16 protein-coding genes are annotated in these 16,372 nt (G+C 62.3%); 10 read left to right on the forward strand and 6 right to left on the reverse strand.

Translation table 11 applies throughout. The annotated features are described in order from the left end of the window. The first annotated feature begins 33 nt into the window (after nucleotides 1-33). Together I6I72_RS10890 and I6I72_RS10895 are read left to right on the forward strand one after the other, a co-directional pair. Nucleotides 34-246 (forward strand): hypothetical protein, encoded by a 213-nt coding sequence (locus tag I6I72_RS10890; RefSeq protein ID WP_049063068.1) that lies wholly within the window; start codon nucleotides 34-36, stop codon nucleotides 244-246. 11 nt (nucleotides 247-257) lie between these two features. Further along, a complete protein-coding gene (locus I6I72_RS10895) occupies nucleotides 258-434 on the forward strand; it encodes a hypothetical protein (protein ID WP_172954277.1) in 177 nt (58 codons plus the stop codon). Here I6I72_RS10895 and malQ read toward each other — a convergent pair. Further along, entirely contained in the window at nucleotides 427-2,541 is a 2,115-nt protein-coding gene (gene malQ, locus I6I72_RS10900; protein WP_172954276.1) for a 4-alpha-glucanotransferase, read from the reverse strand. The two genes, I6I72_RS10895 and malQ, sit on opposite strands and share 8 nt — an antisense overlap. A 91-nt stretch (nucleotides 2,542-2,632) precedes the next feature. Between malQ and I6I72_RS10905 the strand changes: the two genes are divergently transcribed. Continuing rightward, a complete protein-coding gene (locus I6I72_RS10905; protein WP_049062573.1) occupies nucleotides 2,633-4,474 on the forward strand; it encodes an AMP-dependent synthetase/ligase in 1,842 nt (613 codons plus the stop codon). A gap of 154 nt (nucleotides 4,475-4,628) precedes the next feature. Further along, nucleotides 4,629-5,315: a hypothetical protein gene (locus tag I6I72_RS10910; RefSeq protein ID WP_005528395.1), complete on the forward strand. Its 687-nt coding sequence runs from the start codon at nucleotides 4,629-4,631 to the stop codon at nucleotides 5,313-5,315. A 105-nt stretch (nucleotides 5,316-5,420) separates the two neighbouring features. On the opposite strand, the gene I6I72_RS10915 is transcribed toward I6I72_RS10910, so the two are convergent. The 3 genes from I6I72_RS10915 to I6I72_RS10925 form a co-directional block, all read right to left on the reverse strand. Beyond that, a complete protein-coding gene (locus tag I6I72_RS10915; protein ID WP_049062574.1) occupies nucleotides 5,421-6,266 on the reverse strand; it encodes a DUF559 domain-containing protein in 846 nt (281 codons plus the stop codon). Nucleotides 6,267-6,387: 121 nt separating this feature from the next. After that, nucleotides 6,388-7,446, reverse strand: a complete 1,059-nt coding sequence (locus I6I72_RS10920) for a CNNM domain-containing protein (RefSeq protein WP_005528417.1) — start codon at nucleotides 7,444-7,446, stop codon at nucleotides 6,388-6,390. Continuing rightward, complete coding sequence (locus I6I72_RS10925) at nucleotides 7,446-8,834, reverse strand: hemolysin family protein (RefSeq protein WP_049147719.1); 1,389 nt, start codon at nucleotides 8,832-8,834, stop codon at nucleotides 7,446-7,448. The genes I6I72_RS10920 and I6I72_RS10925 overlap by 1 nt, the downstream gene beginning before the upstream one ends. Nucleotides 8,835-8,986: 152 nt before the next feature. On the opposite strand from I6I72_RS10925, the gene hemW reads away from it, so the two are divergent. Genes hemW through ybeY form a run of 6 tightly spaced genes read left to right on the forward strand, consistent with a single transcriptional unit; the run spans nucleotide 8,987 to nucleotide 14,726 of the window. Further along, nucleotides 8,987-10,120: a radical SAM family heme chaperone HemW gene (hemW, locus tag I6I72_RS10930; RefSeq protein WP_034656756.1), complete on the forward strand. Its 1,134-nt coding sequence runs from the start codon at nucleotides 8,987-8,989 to the stop codon at nucleotides 10,118-10,120. A gap of 44 nt (nucleotides 10,121-10,164) precedes the next feature. Continuing rightward, entirely contained in the window at nucleotides 10,165-11,193 is a 1,029-nt protein-coding gene (gene hrcA, locus I6I72_RS10935) for a heat-inducible transcriptional repressor HrcA (RefSeq protein ID WP_005528422.1), read from the forward strand. 51 nt (nucleotides 11,194-11,244) lie between these two features. Then, nucleotides 11,245-12,390 (forward strand): molecular chaperone DnaJ, encoded by a 1,146-nt coding sequence (gene dnaJ / locus I6I72_RS10940; protein ID WP_005528424.1) that lies wholly within the window; start codon nucleotides 11,245-11,247, stop codon nucleotides 12,388-12,390. Next, on the forward strand, nucleotides 12,390-13,112 hold the full coding sequence (locus I6I72_RS10945) for a 16S rRNA (uracil(1498)-N(3))-methyltransferase (RefSeq protein WP_049062577.1): 723 nt from the start codon (nucleotides 12,390-12,392) through the stop codon (nucleotides 13,110-13,112). The genes dnaJ and I6I72_RS10945 overlap by 1 nt, the downstream gene beginning before the upstream one ends. A gap of 9 nt (nucleotides 13,113-13,121) precedes the next feature. Further along, nucleotides 13,122-14,120, forward strand: a complete 999-nt coding sequence (locus I6I72_RS10950) for a PhoH family protein (protein ID WP_049062578.1) — start codon at nucleotides 13,122-13,124, stop codon at nucleotides 14,118-14,120. Beyond that, the gene (gene ybeY / locus I6I72_RS10955; RefSeq protein WP_049062579.1) at nucleotides 14,121-14,726 is read left to right on the forward strand and encodes an rRNA maturation RNase YbeY; all 606 of its coding nucleotides are present in this window, start codon (nucleotides 14,121-14,123) and stop codon (nucleotides 14,724-14,726) included. A 59-nt stretch (nucleotides 14,727-14,785) separates the two neighbouring features. Here the strand turns inward: ybeY and I6I72_RS10960 are convergent, their stop codons facing one another. Together I6I72_RS10960 and I6I72_RS10965 are read right to left on the reverse strand one after the other, a co-directional pair. Next, nucleotides 14,786-15,532, reverse strand: a complete 747-nt coding sequence (locus I6I72_RS10960) for a hypothetical protein (RefSeq protein WP_100618934.1) — start codon at nucleotides 15,530-15,532, stop codon at nucleotides 14,786-14,788. Continuing rightward, entirely contained in the window at nucleotides 15,529-16,227 is a 699-nt protein-coding gene (locus I6I72_RS10965; RefSeq protein WP_049062581.1) for a MerR family transcriptional regulator, read from the reverse strand. The genes I6I72_RS10960 and I6I72_RS10965 overlap by 4 nt, the downstream gene beginning before the upstream one ends. Between the last annotated feature and the right edge of the window lie 145 nt (nucleotides 16,228-16,372).

The raw sequence follows: 16,372 nt of genomic DNA on the forward strand, positions 1-16,372 counted from the left end.
ACCGGGCAGCGAACTGGGCTAGAATCTCGCCTTATGGAATGGTGGACAAATCTTACTGGCGTGCTCTCGCAAGCCATGGTGCAAGCGCCCGTGTGGGTGCAGATGTCCGTGCTCATCGTCATCGCCGTTCCGCTTCTGGCCATCGCGGCGTGGTGTCTGATGTTCGTCATCGATTTCGTGGGCCGCCCCCGCTTCCGTGGGGCCGCAACGGGGTCCGAAATCCAGAAAACCGACTCCACGCGCTAAGGTAATAAATCATGTCAACGCCAGAACAACCGCGGCACGACGATCCGCGCGAAGGGCTCTGGGACCCAGAACGCACCGTCCCTGCTGCCTCGCGCAAGCGCGCCCTGCCTAAGTCACGCGTGAGTCTGACCCTGTGGGCGATGATCGCGCTCGTCGTCGTGGTGGCGCTTATCGGTTTGTTTATCTAGCGCTGGCCTCGGCCACGCGCTGGAACAGCTCGTTGCCCGCTAGGTCCTCGATGAGGACGGGGGTCCCGGCGGCGTCGCAAAGCGGAATGCACCAGTTAGGGTAGAGGTCCTTCGTGGTGCCCGGCTGGTTCTGCGCGCGCACGTCACCCACCATGTCCACCAGGCTCGTGCACGTCAGCGCGGAGGGGGTTCCCGCGACGTACTTGTGCAAAGCCACCACCAGATCCGCCTCACTGCCGCGGTCGCTGCGCTCTGCCGTGCGGAAGTCGCGCTGCGGCAGGAGACCGGCCGCCGCCACCTGGTCCAACACGCGGGCCTGCCACTCTCGGTCGTCGGCTTCTTCCTCCGCCACAGAGCGGGTGAGCACGCCCAAGCGAGCGCGCAGCGAAATGTGATCGCCGCGCAGGTAAGCCAAGGTCGGCGGAAGATCGTGCGTGCCCACAGAGGAAAGCGCTAGGCGGCGGTACTCCTGCTGCGGAAGCGGAGACTCGTTGTCCTCGGAGCGCTCGAACCACACGATGGAGGTGCCCAGCACACCGGTCTCAGCCAGCGCATCCTGTACCCATGGCTCCAGCGTGCCCAGGTCCTCGCCCACGAGCACCGCGCCGGCACGCTCTGCCTCGAGGGCGAGAACACCGAGCATGGCCTCATGGTCGTAATAGACGTAGGTGCCGTTGAGCGGCGAGGTCATACGCGGAATCCAGAACAGGCGGAACAAGCCCAAGATGTGGTCCACGCGCACGCCACCGGAGTGACGCAGGATGGTCTGCAGCATCTCGCGCCACGGGCGGTAGCCAGACTCCGCCAAGCGCACCGGGTGCCACGGCGGCTGGGACCAGTCTTGGCCCTGCTGGTTGTAGTCATCCGGGGGAGCGCCCACGGAGCTCTGCGGCGCGAGGTACTCAGCGAGGTTGATGGCATCCGCGCCGCCAGGGTGCACGCCCACGGCAAGGTCGGTGACCAAGCCGATGCGCATTCCCGCCTCCTTGGCGCGGCGCTGCGCGGCGGCCAGCTGCTCGTCGCACAGGAACTGCAGCCAAGCGTAGAACTGGGCAAGGTCGCTGGCTTCTTCCTCGATGGCATGGCGCTGGCCGGTGCGGCGCGCCAGCTCCTGCTCCGCGCACCATAGAGCGAAGGCGCTTAAGCCCTCGCCCTCGCTGCGCTGGTACTCCATGAACTCGTTCTGGCGCTGCGGGGTGAAGTTGAGGGAGAAGAGCTCCTTGAGCACCTGCAGCTTGGCCTCGAAAATTGTGTCGCGCTCGATTTCATCGGCGCTGCGGTTGCGCTCGCGGAACTCGGCGGCGAGCTCGCGGACGTCGTCCTGCAGGACCGGGTCTAGCTGCGACAGCTCCGGGATGTCCTCGATGTGGAGGTAGAGCGGATTGATGAACCGGCGGGTGGTGGGCAGGTACGGCGAATCCTCCACTGGCGGCAGTGGCTCTGCGGCATGCAGAGGGTTGATAAGCAGGAAGTCGGAATACGGTGCCAAGGTCTCCGCGAGGCTGCCCAGGTCGTGGAAGTCACCGATTCCCCAGGACTGCGCGGAGCGCACCGAATACAGTTGTGCCATGACGCCGGCTGCCGGCTTGTCCAGGTAGGGGTCCGCGGTGGTCAGCCGCGCCGGGGTGATGATGAGCGGGCAAGAGTAGGACCCGATCTCCGGGGAGGACATGTGGATCTCGTGGAAGCCCAGCGGCAGATCACCGGGGATGTGGAAGGTGGCCTCGCCCCAGTGGATACCGGCGACGTTGGCAGTTGGCGCGTCGTTGGGGTCTTGGTAGACATCGCGCGTGCCGCCCTCTTCGAGCTCAATGTGGATATCCACCGGTTGGCCGGCATGCACGTGGACGTCGAACTGCTTCTCGACGCCCTGCTTGCTCACCACGCACGGGGGTAGCGGGCGGGAGGAGCGCTCGAGGTAGTCCTCGTAGAGCAGTGAAGTCAGGCGAGACTCGTCGGCGCGGTCCTCTACGCTGACGCCCAAAGCGCGCAGGGTATAGGCAATAGTTTCATCCGTTACATGGATAGGGTAGCCGGATTGGGAGGAATACGAGCTGGCAACGCCATGGCGCTGAGCTAGTTCTTCGAGCAGTTCACGGGTAGTCACAACGCCACATTCTGCCATGGCTTAACACCGCGTGCCCGGGGATCGGTTGGTAGAGTGGGCTGGAATTACCTAGCTGTGCGAAAGGACACCCGTGACACTGCAAGAAGCGCACACTCCTGCGAAGTTTGAAATCGAAGACGGCGAAACCTGTCTGACCCGCATGATGGCCACGGCGAAGGCGCGCCCACATGGCGTGATGTTTACCCGCCCGGCCAGCTATGAGTGGGTTAACGTTACTGCCAAGCAGTTCGTCGAAGAGGTCTACGCAGTGGCAAAGGGCCTTATCGCTGCCGGCGTGGAGCAGGGCGATCGCGTGGTCTTGCTGTCGAACACCCGTTACGAGTGGTCCCTGCTGGATTTCGCTATCTGGGCTGCCGGCGCAGCTTCGGTGCCCATCTACCCATCTTCTTCACTGTCCCAGATCCAGTGGATCGTGGAGGACTCCGGCGCTGTCCTGGCCATCACCGAGTCTCGCGAGCACTCCGAGCTGGTGGCGCACCTGAAGCTGCAGGATGACGGCAAGCCGGCGCTGAAGAATTCACCTTCGCAGCTGCGCCGCATCCTGGAGATCAACTCCTCGGCCATCGACACCTTGATGTTTGAGGGCCGCGAGCTTTCTAACGACGTCGTCGATGCGCGCATTGCTGCCACCAAGACCGACGACCTTGCCTCGCTGGTTTATACATCCGGTACCACCGGCCGCCCGAAGGGCTGCATGCTGACCCACCGCAACTGGCTGGCTGAGACCTTGGGTCTGCTGACCAACCCGATTGGCGGCATTGCGGTTCCGGGCAACCACGTGTTGACCTTCCTGCCGCTGGCCCACGTGCTGGCACGTGCAGTATCCCTGGCCGTTGCCATGAGCGGTGCTTCGCAGAATCACTGGTCTGATTTCAGCACCATCACCATCGAGTTCCAGCGCTCCCGCCCTAACCTCATCCTGGGCGTGCCGCGCGTGTTTGAAAAGGTGCGCAACGGAGCCGCTGCCAAGGCTAAAGATGGCGGAGCCGTCAAGGGGGCCATCTTCCGCGAGTCGGAGAAAGTGGCCATCGAGTACTCGCGTGCGTTGGACACAGCGGAGGGGCCAGACCGCGTGCTGCGTGCAAAGCACAAGCTCTTTGACCGACTGGTGTACTCCACCATCCGTGAAGCGATGGGCGGCGAGGTGAAGTACTGCATCACCGGTGGTTCGGCGATGAGCCATGATCTGCTGCACTGGTTCCGTGGAATCGGCGTGACGATTTATGAGGGCTACGGCCTAACCGAGGTTGCCGCGGCGGCAGCCGTGGACTTTGAAAACCAAAAGATCGGCACCGTTGGCCCACCGCTGGAGGGCACCACCATTCGCGTCAATGATGACGGCGAAATCCTCATCAAGGGTGACATCGTGTTCAAGGGCTACTGGAACAATCCGGAGGCCACCGCTGAGGCTCTCGAGGACGGCTGGTACAACACCGGTGACTTGGGCGAAATCATGGACTCTGGCCACGTGGTGATTACGGGCCGCAAGAAAGACCTCATCGTGACGGCGGGCGGCAAGAACGTCTCGCCTGGCCCAATGGAAGACATGCTGCGTGCGCACCCGCTTATTTCCCAGGCAATGGTGGTGGGTGACGGCAAGCCATTCATTGGCGTGCTGCTGACCCTGGACGAGGACGCGTTGAAGCGGTGGAAGGCTGAGCACAACATCCCGGCCAACCGCACGATGAAGGAAGTGGCTACCGACGCCACCCTGCGCGCCGAGATTCAGGACGCCATTAACCAGGTCAACACCACCGTTTCTCATGCGGAGGCCATCAAGAAGTTCTTCATCTTGGAGTCTGACCTGACTGAGGAAGACAACGAGCTGACCCCGACCATGAAGGTCAAGCGTTACGTGGTGGCGCAGCGTTATGCGGCTGCCATTGACCAGATCTACTCCAGCGAGAAATAGTTGAGGTTCCTACCGCTTGCCGGTCCCGCAAAAATCACGCCTGTGAATTTCTTCGGAGTGTCGCGCAGATCCTTCACAGGATCTGGAATAAAGTCAGCACTCGTTACAGAAAGTCTCAACCTCAACTAGAGGTTAGTTTGCGGAAAGGACCGGCATGCACAAAATCGCCGCCGAACTACGTCACCGCGAGCTGACCCAAGAGATTTACAACATCGGCGACGAAGTAGTTGAGTACATCGAGCACCTCATCGAAGCGATTGAGGACTGGGACGATGAACTTGCACTCGACTGTTTGGCAGAACTCGGCGACATCGTCGAGGACGCCCGCGTCGATTCCGGCCGCTGCGTAGGTGAGCTCATCGGGCTGCGCCACGCGCTGGTCTCCGGAGTCCGCTCCGGCACCATTTCCGCTGCCGCTTCCGGCAACAACGACATCGCCGAGCCAGAGCAGCTCACCGCGCGCAGCCTCGACGCGCAGTTCTCCATCGATTCTCCGACCATCGTGGTCTCTGAACTGGCAGCCACCCTGCGCGGCCGCACCGAAGCCGTGGCGGCTTATCTGCGCGAGCTAGTGGACTACGTGCTCGATCAAACCGACGCAGTGGCCCGCAACCTCGACATGGTCTCCCTGCCGCACCTCTACAAGCGTGCCGGCCAGTCCGCGCTCATCGCGGTTCAGGCTTGGCGCCACACGGTTGTGGAGGCCCACCCGGCTTATGTCCGTACGATGCGCGGCCGCAACTCGCCGCCTTTCCTCGAGGAGCGTGCTCGCATCAACGCGGTAGTCGCCCGCGTGCGTGCCAAGCGTGAGGCCGCCCGCCAGGCTGCGACCACCGCGTAGGTCGCGTAGACAGTGCCAGAAATAGACTTCCTTGTTGCCAACACACAAGGAGACAGCAACACCGCCGAATCCCTCTTTCGGCGGTGTTTGTCTTTTCTCCTTCCTTTAGGCGACCTGAGCTTTCGCACGCAGCACCATACGCAGCGCTTTGAGCAAAGACTCCGGCTCGGCCAGCAGTTGCTCCGGCGTAAACTGCAGCACCCGGAAACCCAGCGCGCGTAGGTACTCCGTGCGCTGGGCGCGTCGCTGGAAGACGCCGCGGTGTGCGACCTCGATGATGATCTTGCCCCCGACGAGCAGCTCCGCCTCGATTCCTGGGGCCACGTGCGTGCGTGGAACTGCGGCAATGCCTGCGTCAAGGATAAGAGCGCGGGCTGATGATTCATAGGGGGAGCGGGGCAGGCTGCTGGCGGCGTCGATGACGCGGCGTACGACTGCTGCGCCATGCACGCGGCCGAGGCTCGCTAGGGCGTCGCGCAGCGCTTGCTTCGTGGTGCCCATGCGCAGGGCTGAATCTGCTGCGATCAGGCCGGGGTGGAAGCCGTGGTAGCGAGCGACGTCAACGACCGCGCGTTCCATCGTGACCACCCGCGCGCCGTCAATGCTAAGTGGCGTTCCCACTGTGGTCTTGCGGTAGTGGCGGCCAGGAGCATTGCGGTTGTGGCGGGGCAAACTGCGCCCGGGCAGCGCGAGTTCGACGGGCTCCTTGGCGGAGTCGGTGGGCAAGAGCCAGAGGTCGTGGAGGCGGGCGGCGGACTTACTAATGAGGACTGCGGAATAGGAGCTGCGCGCGACGGCGATGCACTCGAGGCGCTTGCGTTCGCAGGCGCTGAGGGCGAGGTAGGCGTCGCGGTCGACGGCCATGCGGGGTGCTAGCTGTAGGAGTGAGCCGGTCTTGACTTCTTCGTGGACGTGAGGCTTGGTGCGGTGAAGTGTTTCTAAAAGCGTCATGGGCTTAGCTTCGCGCGCGTTGTGGTGCTGGCGCTAGACCCAGTTTCTAAAGCTGTGGATAACTTGTTGTGTACGTCAACAAAAGGCGGCTTTCAGATCTGGGTATTTGCGGGGCCAAGCGTTAGACCTGCGGGCCCGGAGCCACCTGGTCGAGCTGCTCGGTAATCTGTGGCCACAGCTGACCCATGATGTCGTCCCAGGTCAGGATCCACATTGCCTTGTCCTTGTCAGCCTTGCCCACGGCCACGAGCTGCTCGTTGCGAGCGCGCATGTGGTCCAGCGTCTTCTGGACGGTCAGCGTCGAGGACACGGTGAGCGCCGGGCGGGAGAACTCGAGGACTGGGGTTTCGGGTTCGGCTAGCAAGGTATCGCGAACGTGCACAATGCGCGGGACACGGGAATCCTTAGGGAAGACCAGCACGCGCATGATGGACTTGCGGCGCACCAAGTCATGTAGGTCGGCCACGGTGGAGTCGGATGGCAGCGGGACAACCTGCGAGCCGAGCTCACGGGCCAGCGCACCCACGGTGGAGGCCTCGAGCTCGATGACGCCGGTGATTTGGTTCGCGGAGTCGTCATCAAGCGTGCCGGTCTCGCGGGAGTGCTCCACCAAGTGGCGCAGGGTCTCGGCGTCGTAGCCGGCGGCGCCAGCGCGGTCGACGGGCTCTTCGCCAGCCCAGATGACCATCTTGTTTGCCATGGAGTTGATCCACTTCAGCAGCGGGCGGAAGAGCCAAATGAAGCCGCGGGCTGGCACAGCAATGAGCTGCAGGGCCGTCTCTGGGTGGGTAATAGCCCAGGACTTCGGGGCCATCTCGCCGATGACCAAGTGGAGGAAGGTGACCACGAACAGGGCCAAGATGAAGGAGACCACGTCGGCCACGCCCAGCGGCAGGCCGACAGCCTCCAACGGGTGCATCAGAAGGTGGTGAACCCACGGCTTGGTCACAGCACCCAACACGAAGGTTGCGGCCGTAATACCCAGCTGGGCGCCGGCCAACATGATGGTCAGCTCGTTGAGCGAGCGCAGGCCCGCACGCGAGGCGCGGGAAGACTCAGCGGTTTCCTCCAAGCGGTTGCGGCGCGCACCCATCAAGGAGAATTCGATAATGACGAAGAAGGCTGAGGCCGCGATGATGAGCAGCGTGACGCTGACATTAAACCACCAGGTATCAGTCATTATGCTTTCTCCTCTTCCGGCTCGTGTCCGTCGGGGTATTCCTCAATCAGCTCCAGCGCTAAGGTCGACGGCACGTGGCGGTCAATCTCCTCGACGCGCATGTGCAGCTTTCGCACTGGGGCGTCGTCGCGCTCTACCCAGTCATCCGGCTCCGCCTCGAGCTCAATCGTGTACTCCTCGCCCTCCTCAGGCAGCGCGCCGGAGTGGGAAATCAGCAGGCCGGCCACGGTCTCGAAGTCGCCTTCCGGCAGGTCGTGGCCAATGGCGCGCTCGATCTCGTCGATTGGCGTATCGCCGTCGACCAACCAGTGGGAGTCATCCTGCTCGGTGATTTCCTCGGTCTCTTCTAGGTCGTGCTCGTCGGTGACGTCGCCCAGGATTTCTTCCGCGAGGTCCTCCATGGTCACGATGCCCACAAAGCCGCCATATTCGTCGATGACGCAGGCGAGCTTTTCGCTGGCGTCGCGTAGTTCGTTCACGACGTCGGGAAGCGGCATGAGCTCCGGAACCACAACGGGTTCCTGCATGACCGCGGTGGCTGCGGTGGCGTCGGGAAGCTGCGTGCCCAATACGTCGAAGAGGTGGACCACGCCGATGGGGTTGTGCTCGTCGTCGATGATGGGGTAGCGGGTGTGGTTCACGGACATCATCTCGCGGACTTCGCCAATGGTGGTCTCCGGATCGATGACGTCAACGCGGGAGCGCGGAATCATCGCGTGTCCCACGTCGTGTTCTGGGAAGTCCAGCAGGCGGTCGAGGACCAAGTAGGTGGCCTCGTCCAGCTCGCCGGCCTCGTGGGAAGCATCCACGATGGATTCGAGGTCATCGGTGGTGGCAGATGAGTCAACGTCCGCTACCGGCTCGATGCCGAAAAGCTTCAGGATGGCATTCGAGGAGTACTCGAAAAAGTGGATGAGCCAGCCGAAAATGCGCAGGTACCACATGGTGGAGGTGGACAGCCACAGGGCGGTCTTCATCGGTGCTGCGATGGTGTAGTTTTTGGGGAAGAGCTCCGCAAAGAGCATTGTGGCAATGGTGGAGATAAACAGTGCGGCCACCGTACCGATGGTGACGGAGACGGCGACGGGAACGCCGGCGTCGCCAAGCAGCTCGCCCAAACCACGGCCCACAAGGGGTTCTGCCACGTAACCGATCAACAGGCCGGTGATGGTGATACCCAGCTGCGCGCCGGAGAGCATGAAGGACGTGCGTTGGGTGATGTGCAGCGCTCTAGCTGCGGTTTTATCCCCCTCAGCGGCCTTCGACCGCAACTGCGTGCGGTCCACGGACATGAATGAAAATTCCTGCGCAACGAAGTACGCATTCGCGACGATAATCAGGCCAATGACCACAAATCCCGCAAGGATTAAAAGGATTGCTTGCAACATGGCCTACCCCGCCTGCCAATCTTTAAGGCGGGGACATCGACTCGGAGGTTCCACTGAAGGTGCCTTTCTATTTGTGAGAAACTGCTGAATAGACTACATGCTTAAACGGCGCGGTGGTCTCATTAGTTCCCGGCCGCGCTAGGCTTTAGTACATGACCGCTCCCTTTGGCCTTTATATCCATGTCCCATTCTGCTCCTCACGCTGCGGTTATTGCGATTTCAATACCTATACGCCAGGCGAATTGGGCGGCGACCTGACGGCGGAGTACCTCGACGCCTTGGAGCGCGAGCTGGGGATGGCCGCGCAGCAGGTAGGCAGGCCGGCCGAGACCGTGTTCATCGGCGGCGGCACCCCAAGCATGCTGGGAGCGCAGGGGCTCGGCCGCATCCTAGGCCGTGTCAAGGAGACCTTTGGCTTGGCGCCTGGAGCCGAGGTGACCACGGAGTCCAATCCAGAGTCTACGAGCCCCGAGTACTTCGAGGGCCTGCTGGAATCGGGCTTTACGAGGGTGTCGTTGGGGATGCAATCGGCGTCGGATAGCGTGCTGCGAGTGCTTGAGCGTGCGCATACCCCGGGCCGGGCTTTCGACGCCGCCCGCGAGGCCCGCGCCGCAGGTTTTGAGCACGTCAACCTCGACATGATTTATGGCACGCCCACCGAAACCGACGACGACGTGCGCCTGACCCTGGATCGCGTGCTGGAGACCGGCGTGGATCATGTCAGCGCCTACTCGCTCATCGTGGAAGATGGCACTCGCATGGCGCGCAAGGTCAACAAGGGCCTGCTGCCTGCCCCCGACGAGGACGTGCTTGCAAGACGCTATGAGGCCGTCTCTGCGACGCTCGAAGCGGAAGGCTTCGAGTGGTACGAGGTCTCCAACTGGGCCAAGCCCGGCGGGGAGTGCCAGCACAACCGCATCTACTGGGTGGACGGCAACTGGTGGGGGGCGGGGCCTGGCGCTCACTCGCACCTAGGCAACGAGCGCTTCTACAACGTGAAGCTGCCCCGCCGCTACAACGAGATGCTGGGTCGCGGCGAGCTGCCGGTGAAGGAACGCGAGACGCTAACCGACGCCGAGCGGCACATGGAGAAGGTCATGCTCGGCCTGCGCCTGCGCGAGGGAATCCCGGCTGGCTGGCTGGGCAGCGGCGCGGAGCCGGTCATCGCGGACTACATCTGCCGTGGGTTGCTGCAGCGCGCCGGCGATCGGCTGTGCTTGACCAAGCCCGGGCGCCTTTTGGCAGACGGCATCATCACCGACTTGTTGGTTGCCGAGGAAGCTTAAAGGCCACCTTATAGGCCACAGTGAAGGTAGGTAACATAGGGCGCATGTCCAATTCCACTGATGCTCGCCGCCGCGAGGTACTGCGCGCCATTGTGGCGGACTATATTGCCTCCCAGGAACCCGTGGGGTCCAAATCCCTGCTGGAGCGTTATCAGCTGGGCGTTTCCTCTGCCACCATCCGCAACGATATGGCGGTGTTGGAATCGGAGGGGCTGATTGCTCATGAGCACACCAGCTCCGGGCGCGTGCCCACGCAGAAGGGCTACCGCCAGTTCGTCGATTCGTTGCACGACGTAAAACCCTTGTCTGCTTCCGAGCGCCGCGCCATGCTGACCTTCTTGGAAGGCGGCGTCGACTTGGAGGACGTCCTGCGCCGCAGCGTGCAGCTGCTGGCGCAGGTGACCAAGCAGGCGGCGGTGGTGCAGATGCCCAACCTCAAGGTTTCGCGCGTGAAGCACTGCGAGGTCGTGGCGCTTTCCCCAGTGCGCCTGTTGTTGGTGCTCATCACGGATAACGGGCGCGTCGATCAGCGCAACGTCGAGCTCGACAGCATCATCGACCTAATGCAGACCGCGCGTCTGCGGGAGTCTCTCAATAAAGCGCTGGAGGGCAAGACGCTTACCGACGCCTCCGTAGAGCTGGCCGACCTCGTCGAGAACTCCCCGCCGGATATCCGCCCGCACGTGCTCAATGCGGCCACGACTCTTATCGAAACACTGGTGGAGCGTCCCTCCGACCGCCTGATTCTGGCGGGTACCTCTAATCTCACGCGGATAGCGCGCGATTTCCCGGAGGGGCTGCCCTCACTCATCGAGGCCCTTGAAGAGCAGGTCGTGGTGTTGAAACTTTTGGCCCGCGTGCCGGATTTGGGCAACGTCTCTGTGGTGATTGGCGAGGAAAACGAAGAGGATCAGCTGCGGCAGGCCTCCGTGGTCGCGACTGCGTACGGAGCTGGACGTGAAACACTCGGCGGCCTTGGCGTGGTGGGGCCCACGTATATGGACTACTCGGGAACAATCTCCAAGGTCTCTGCTGTTGCACGCTATGTAAGCGAAATTTTGGCCGGCGAGTAAGCTGGCACGGATACTTTCCCGTGACTCTATATTTAGAAGGACTTTTGTTAAGTGGCTCGTGATTATTACGGAATCCTTGGTGTAGAAAAATCCGCTTCCGACGCCGAAATCAAGAAGGCGTATCGCAAACTTGCGCGCAAGTACCACCCAGACGTCAACCCGGGAGATGACGAAGCTGCCGAGAAGTTCCGCGAGGCCTCCCTCGCGCAGGAAGTGCTCCTCGACCCACAAAAGCGCCAAATCGTGGACATGGGCGGTGACCCCATGGAGGAACGCGGCGGTGGAGCAGGCTTTGGCGGTGGCTTCGGTGGCGGCGGTCTTGGCGATATCTTCGCTGAGTTCTTCGGCGGCGCGGCCGGCGGCTCGCGTGGCCCGCGTTCCCGCGTGCAGCCGGGCAACGACGCATTGCTGCGCACCACCATCACCCTGGAGGAGGCGTTCTCCGGCCTGAAGAAGCAGGTCACCGTGGACACCGCTGTGATCTGCGATCGCTGCGAGGGCACCGGCTCTGCTTCCAAGGCCAAGCCAGTTACCTGCCAGGGGTGTGGCGGCATGGGTGAAATCCAGGAGATGCAGCGCAGCTTCCTGGGCAACGTCATGACCACCCGTCCGTGCCCACAGTGCCAGGGCTTCGGTGAGGTCATCACCGACCCCTGCAATCACTGTGGCGGCGACGGCCGCGTGAAGAAGCGCCGCGATCTCACCGTGAACATCCCGGCTGGCATCGGTGACGGCATGCGCATCCGCATGGCCTCTCAAGGCGAGGTTGGCCACGGCGGCGGCCCTGCTGGTGACCTGTACGTGGAGGTCTCCACCAAGCCGCACGCAGTCTTCGAGCGCAACGCCGACGACCTGCACCTGACGGTGCGCGTGCCCATGGTGGATGCAGCGCTGGGCACCAACTTCACCATCGATCAGCTAGATGGCGAGGAGCTCAACATCGACATCGAGCCGGGCACCCAGCCGGGCGAGTCCATCAAGGTCGAGGGCAAAGGCATGCCGCGCCTGCGCACCGATGGCTTTGGCAACCTGTTTGCCCACGTTGATGTCGTGGTTCCGAAGGAGCTCGACAAGAAGACCCGCGAGCTGCTCGAGAAGGTCCGCGATTCCCGCGACGAGGGCGCCCGCGTGCGTGAGTCCGGCGACGGCCAGGAAGAATCCTTCTTCTCCCGCATCCGCGATAGGTTCCGCCGCTAATGTCGCTGCCGGTCTTTATCCACCCCGATCTTTCGCAGGCCCGCGTGGGCGAGCCGGTGGGGCTCGACGGCGCGGAGGGCCGCCACGCGGTGACGGTCAAGCGCCTTAGCGTAGGGGAGCGGCTCAAGCTCATCGACGGCACGGGCACCGCCGCCCTGGCCACCATCCAGTCCATTTCGGGCAAGGATCATTTGGCCGCGCTTGTCGACGCCGTGACTTTTGCGCCCGAGCCCAACCCCCGCGTGGTAGTGGTGCAGGCCATCCCGAAGTCTGAGCGCTCCGAGCTCGCCGTGGACCTTGCCACCCAGGCCGGCGCCGACGAAATCATCGCGTGGCAAGCCGATCGCTGTGTGGCCAAGTGGGATGCCAAAAAGGCGCCCAAGGCCTTGGCCAAGTGGGAGGCAGCAGCGATTGCTGCCGCGAAACAGTCCCGCCGCGACCGCATCCCGGCGGTCTCTGGGCCGCTGACCACGCCGCAGGTCGCGCAGCTCATCGCCAGCCAGACCGCCTACGTGCTGCACGAGGAGGCCACCGCCTCCATCAAGGACGTCCCGCTGGAGGGCACTGTCTACCTGCTTGTCGGCCCAGAAGGTGGCATCGGTGCGGAGGAGCTGGAGCGCCTCGGCGCGCAGTCCATCAAGCTTGGTCCTGAGGTCTTGCGCACGGCGTCGGCAGCCATGGTGGCCCTTGCTGCAATCGGCACCCTCACTGACCGCTGGTAGCCTGTGAGAGTGCCTATTATCACCAAGAAGTTTGAGCTCGACTCCGTCTACGTAGCCACGGTGCTGGGCAGCGCGGACGATAATCTGCGCGTGCTCAATAACCTGCTGGACGCGGACCTATTCGCCCGGGGAACCACCGTTACGGTTACCGGCCCTGACTACGAGGTAGCCCGCGCCGCAAAGGTCCTTGAGGAGCTCGAGGCCATCGCGCGCCGCGGCCACTGCGTGAGCACCGATACCGTTAAGCACACCGTGGACATGGTGGCTGTTGATGCCCCGCAGTCGGTCTCCGCGGCGCTGGCGGCGGACATCGTCAAACGCCGCGGCAAGTCCGTGCGCCCGAAGACGGTGGGCCAGTCCGAGTACGTCCAGGCCATCGATGACAACACCGTGGTCTTCGGCATCGGCCCGGCCGGCTCCGGCAAGACCTACCTGGCCGTGGCCAAGGCGGTTCAGGCCCTGCAGACCAAGCAGGTCTCGCGCATCATCTTGACCCGCCCGGCCGTCGAGGCGGGAGAGAAACTGGGCTTCCTCCCGGGAACCTTAAATGACAAGATTGACCCGTACCTGCGCCCACTTTACGACGCCCTGCGCGACATGCTTGACCCCGAGATGATTCCGAAGCTCATGGAGGCCGGCATCATCGAGGTCGCCCCGCTGGCGTACATGCGTGGCCGCACGCTGAACGACGCCTTTGTCATCCTCGACGAGGCCCAAAACACCACCCCGGCGCAGATGAAGATGTTCCTGACCCGTCTGGGCTTTGGCTCCAAGATCGTGGTCACGGGTGACATCTCGCAGGTGGACCTCCCACGCGGCCAGGTCTCCGGCCTGCGTTTAGTGCGCCGCATTTTGGAAGGCGTGCCGGATATTCACTTTGCGGACCTGGGCTCGGGCGACGTGGTCAGGCACCAGCTCGTGAGCCGCATCGTCAACGCTTATGATGCCGCTGAGGCGAAAAACGCCGCTAAGAACGCAGCGTCCAAGTACGTAGAGGAAGGCGAATAAATGTCCATCGAGTTCATCAACGAGTCCGGCTTTGAGGGCGTCAACGAGGAGATGCTCATCGACGTTGCATCCTTTGCCTTTGGAGCCATGGACATCAACCCGGACGCCGAGTGCACCATCACCGCGGTCGACTTGGAGACTATTGCGGACCTGCACGTGCGCTGGATGGACCTCGAGGGCCCAACCGACGTCATGAGTTTCCCCATGGATGAGATCACGCCGGGCGCGTTGGGCACGCGTCCCGACGCCCCCGAAATGGGCCCGGCCATGCTCGGCGACATCGTGCTCTGCCCTGAGTTTGCCCTGCGCCAAGCCAATGCGGCGGGCCACTCGCTGGGCCACGAGCTCGCGTTGCTGACGGTGCACGGTTGCCTCCACCTGCTGGGCTATGACCACGCCACCCCGGCGGAGGAAAAAGAGATGTTTAGCCTGCAGAACGAGCTGCTGGCTGATTGGTACGACGACCTCGCGGCCCGCGGTGTGAGCTACCAGCCCAAGCCCTCGGGCCCCAAGGCCTTCCCCGACGCGGCCGAGCGCGCCAACCTCGACAAAGAGGTCCCCGGCGGCGGCATCCCCCCAGTTGCCGAGCCGCGCCGCAAGGATTAGTCGAGCGGCTTAAAGCGGCGGCCATGGGCTTGAACCATGGCGGTAGTTAGAGTGACCCGCTAAGCAGATCGTGAAATAGCCGTGATTGCTTCTGACGGAGCATCAAACCAGACCTGCACGTGGTTGACATGCGACAGCTGTTCCTTCTGCCACGGCCACTTTGGCGCTGGCACGAGCAGTGGCGATGCAAGCTCGATGTGAACGTTGCTCCCGTTGCCGTTTCCTAAAATCAATGTGTCTTCATCAATTGCATATCTCTCATGGGAGTAACCCCGTGACAGGGTGATGTTCGCGATTTCTCCCGCGGCAATGCTCGCTACTTCCTTACCCGCATGGCGCAGCACCAACGTCCCATCAACGAAATGTGGATAGGTGTAGGCGGCGCCAAAGATTCCCCACAGCAAGATGAGCGAATAGAGGGAAACAACGAGGATTAGCGCGCGCAGCCATGCCCACGGCACCAGAAGCTCGATCGCAATGCATTCAATCCCAGTCGCTCCTGTAACCGCAGCCGGAATCACCCACCAACCGCGATGGGAGTCGAGCACTTTGCCCGAATACCGCCGCTGCCGTAGTAGTACGAGTACACATGTCTTCAACATACGGAGCTCGGCCTTCACTGCTTGTACCGGCGCAATATCCTCGTCGCGGTTGATGAAAAGAAAAGCGGCAGCCAGAAGAAGCTCTAGAGCGATGACTCCCGTAACGATCACGGTTCCTCTTCCGCCGCCAGCAATGAGGACATAGAGTTCTGCCGCCAGGACGGCACCAATGAGGACCGTGAAAACCAGCGATCTAGCCTTCATCGCCGTACCAATTCCAAGGCCACCAATTGGCCTTTACGGGCTGAGATGTCGCGCGGCTGGAGCTCCAAATATCCGGGCCGCAACGTTGCGAAAACTCCGTTCATGACGCCTTCCTTATAGGACTTGAACCACTGTTCTGCGAGTTCATCGCACTCCGGACCAGGTTCGGTCTCACCGAGCTGTTTCCACCGTTGATGCTGCGCCCTAATCCTTGAGACACATTGAGGCGAACTCAGATTTGTCTCAAGCACGCGCCATGTCTGAGCCGTAGCAACTCCGGAATAAGCCATGAGACTCCATGCATCAACTTCTTGTGCAATCTCGACTTCCGACAGCCCACTTTCGGCGAGAACTTCTTTCATAAGAACCATCAATCCGTGGGGAGCCGGTCCCGGCGGATTATCCCTGAGCCGAATGAGTCGCGCACGTTGCTCTTCCAGATTTGCGACTCGTCGCTCTATTTCTTTAAGCGCCGCATCGTACAACGCATCTTCGGGCTCTCCGGTCAGGGATTTGAGCGGAATCCCTGCCACGGCCAGCTGCCGAACCTTCACTAACGCAGCAAGGTCTGCGAGCGAATAGTCGCGATATCCGTTTGCCTTACGTTCCGGCTCCGGGACCACGCCCCGTTGGTGATAGTGGCGAATTGTGCGCACGCTGCAGCCCAACGCTCGAGCGACTTCGGAGATCTTCATAAGGCTTTTATAAACTATGACGCCGCGTCAAGGTCAAGAGATTTCAAGAATGAGCGATGCAAACATTCCCAAACTTCCGTGGCTTAGTCGAATTCGTAGACGAGGCTGTCCTCCCTCTCCTGCGGGCACCCGAGAAAAATTAAAT

The organism is Corynebacterium striatum, assembly GCF_016728105.1.
Lineage (GTDB): Bacteria > Actinomycetota > Actinomycetes > Mycobacteriales > Mycobacteriaceae > Corynebacterium > Corynebacterium striatum.

Coding starts and splice junctions, on each gene's coding strand:
- I6I72_RS10890 (WP_049063068.1), top strand. CDS start 34: ATGGAATGGTGGACAAATCTTACTGGCGTGCTCTCGCAAGCCATGGTG.
- I6I72_RS10895 (WP_172954277.1), top strand. CDS start 258: ATGTCAACGCCAGAACAACCGCGGCACGACGATCCGCGCGAAGGGCTC.
- I6I72_RS10910 (WP_005528395.1), top strand. CDS start 4,629: ATGCACAAAATCGCCGCCGAACTACGTCACCGCGAGCTGACCCAAGAG.
- I6I72_RS10915 (WP_049062574.1), bottom strand. CDS start 6,266: ATGACGCTTTTAGAAACACTTCACCGCACCAAGCCTCACGTCCACGAA.
- I6I72_RS10920 (WP_005528417.1), bottom strand. CDS start 7,446: ATGACTGATACCTGGTGGTTTAATGTCAGCGTCACGCTGCTCATCATC.
- I6I72_RS10925 (WP_049147719.1), bottom strand. CDS start 8,834: ATGTTGCAAGCAATCCTTTTAATCCTTGCGGGATTTGTGGTCATTGGC.
- hemW (WP_034656756.1), top strand. CDS start 8,987: ATGACCGCTCCCTTTGGCCTTTATATCCATGTCCCATTCTGCTCCTCA.
- hrcA (WP_005528422.1), top strand. CDS start 10,165: ATGTCCAATTCCACTGATGCTCGCCGCCGCGAGGTACTGCGCGCCATT.
- I6I72_RS10945 (WP_049062577.1), top strand. CDS start 12,390: ATGTCGCTGCCGGTCTTTATCCACCCCGATCTTTCGCAGGCCCGCGTG.
- ybeY (WP_049062579.1), top strand. CDS start 14,121: ATGTCCATCGAGTTCATCAACGAGTCCGGCTTTGAGGGCGTCAACGAG.
- I6I72_RS10960 (WP_100618934.1), bottom strand. CDS start 15,532: ATGAAGGCTAGATCGCTGGTTTTCACGGTCCTCATTGGTGCCGTCCTG.
- I6I72_RS10965 (WP_049062581.1), bottom strand. CDS start 16,227: ATGAAGATCTCCGAAGTCGCTCGAGCGTTGGGCTGCAGCGTGCGCACA.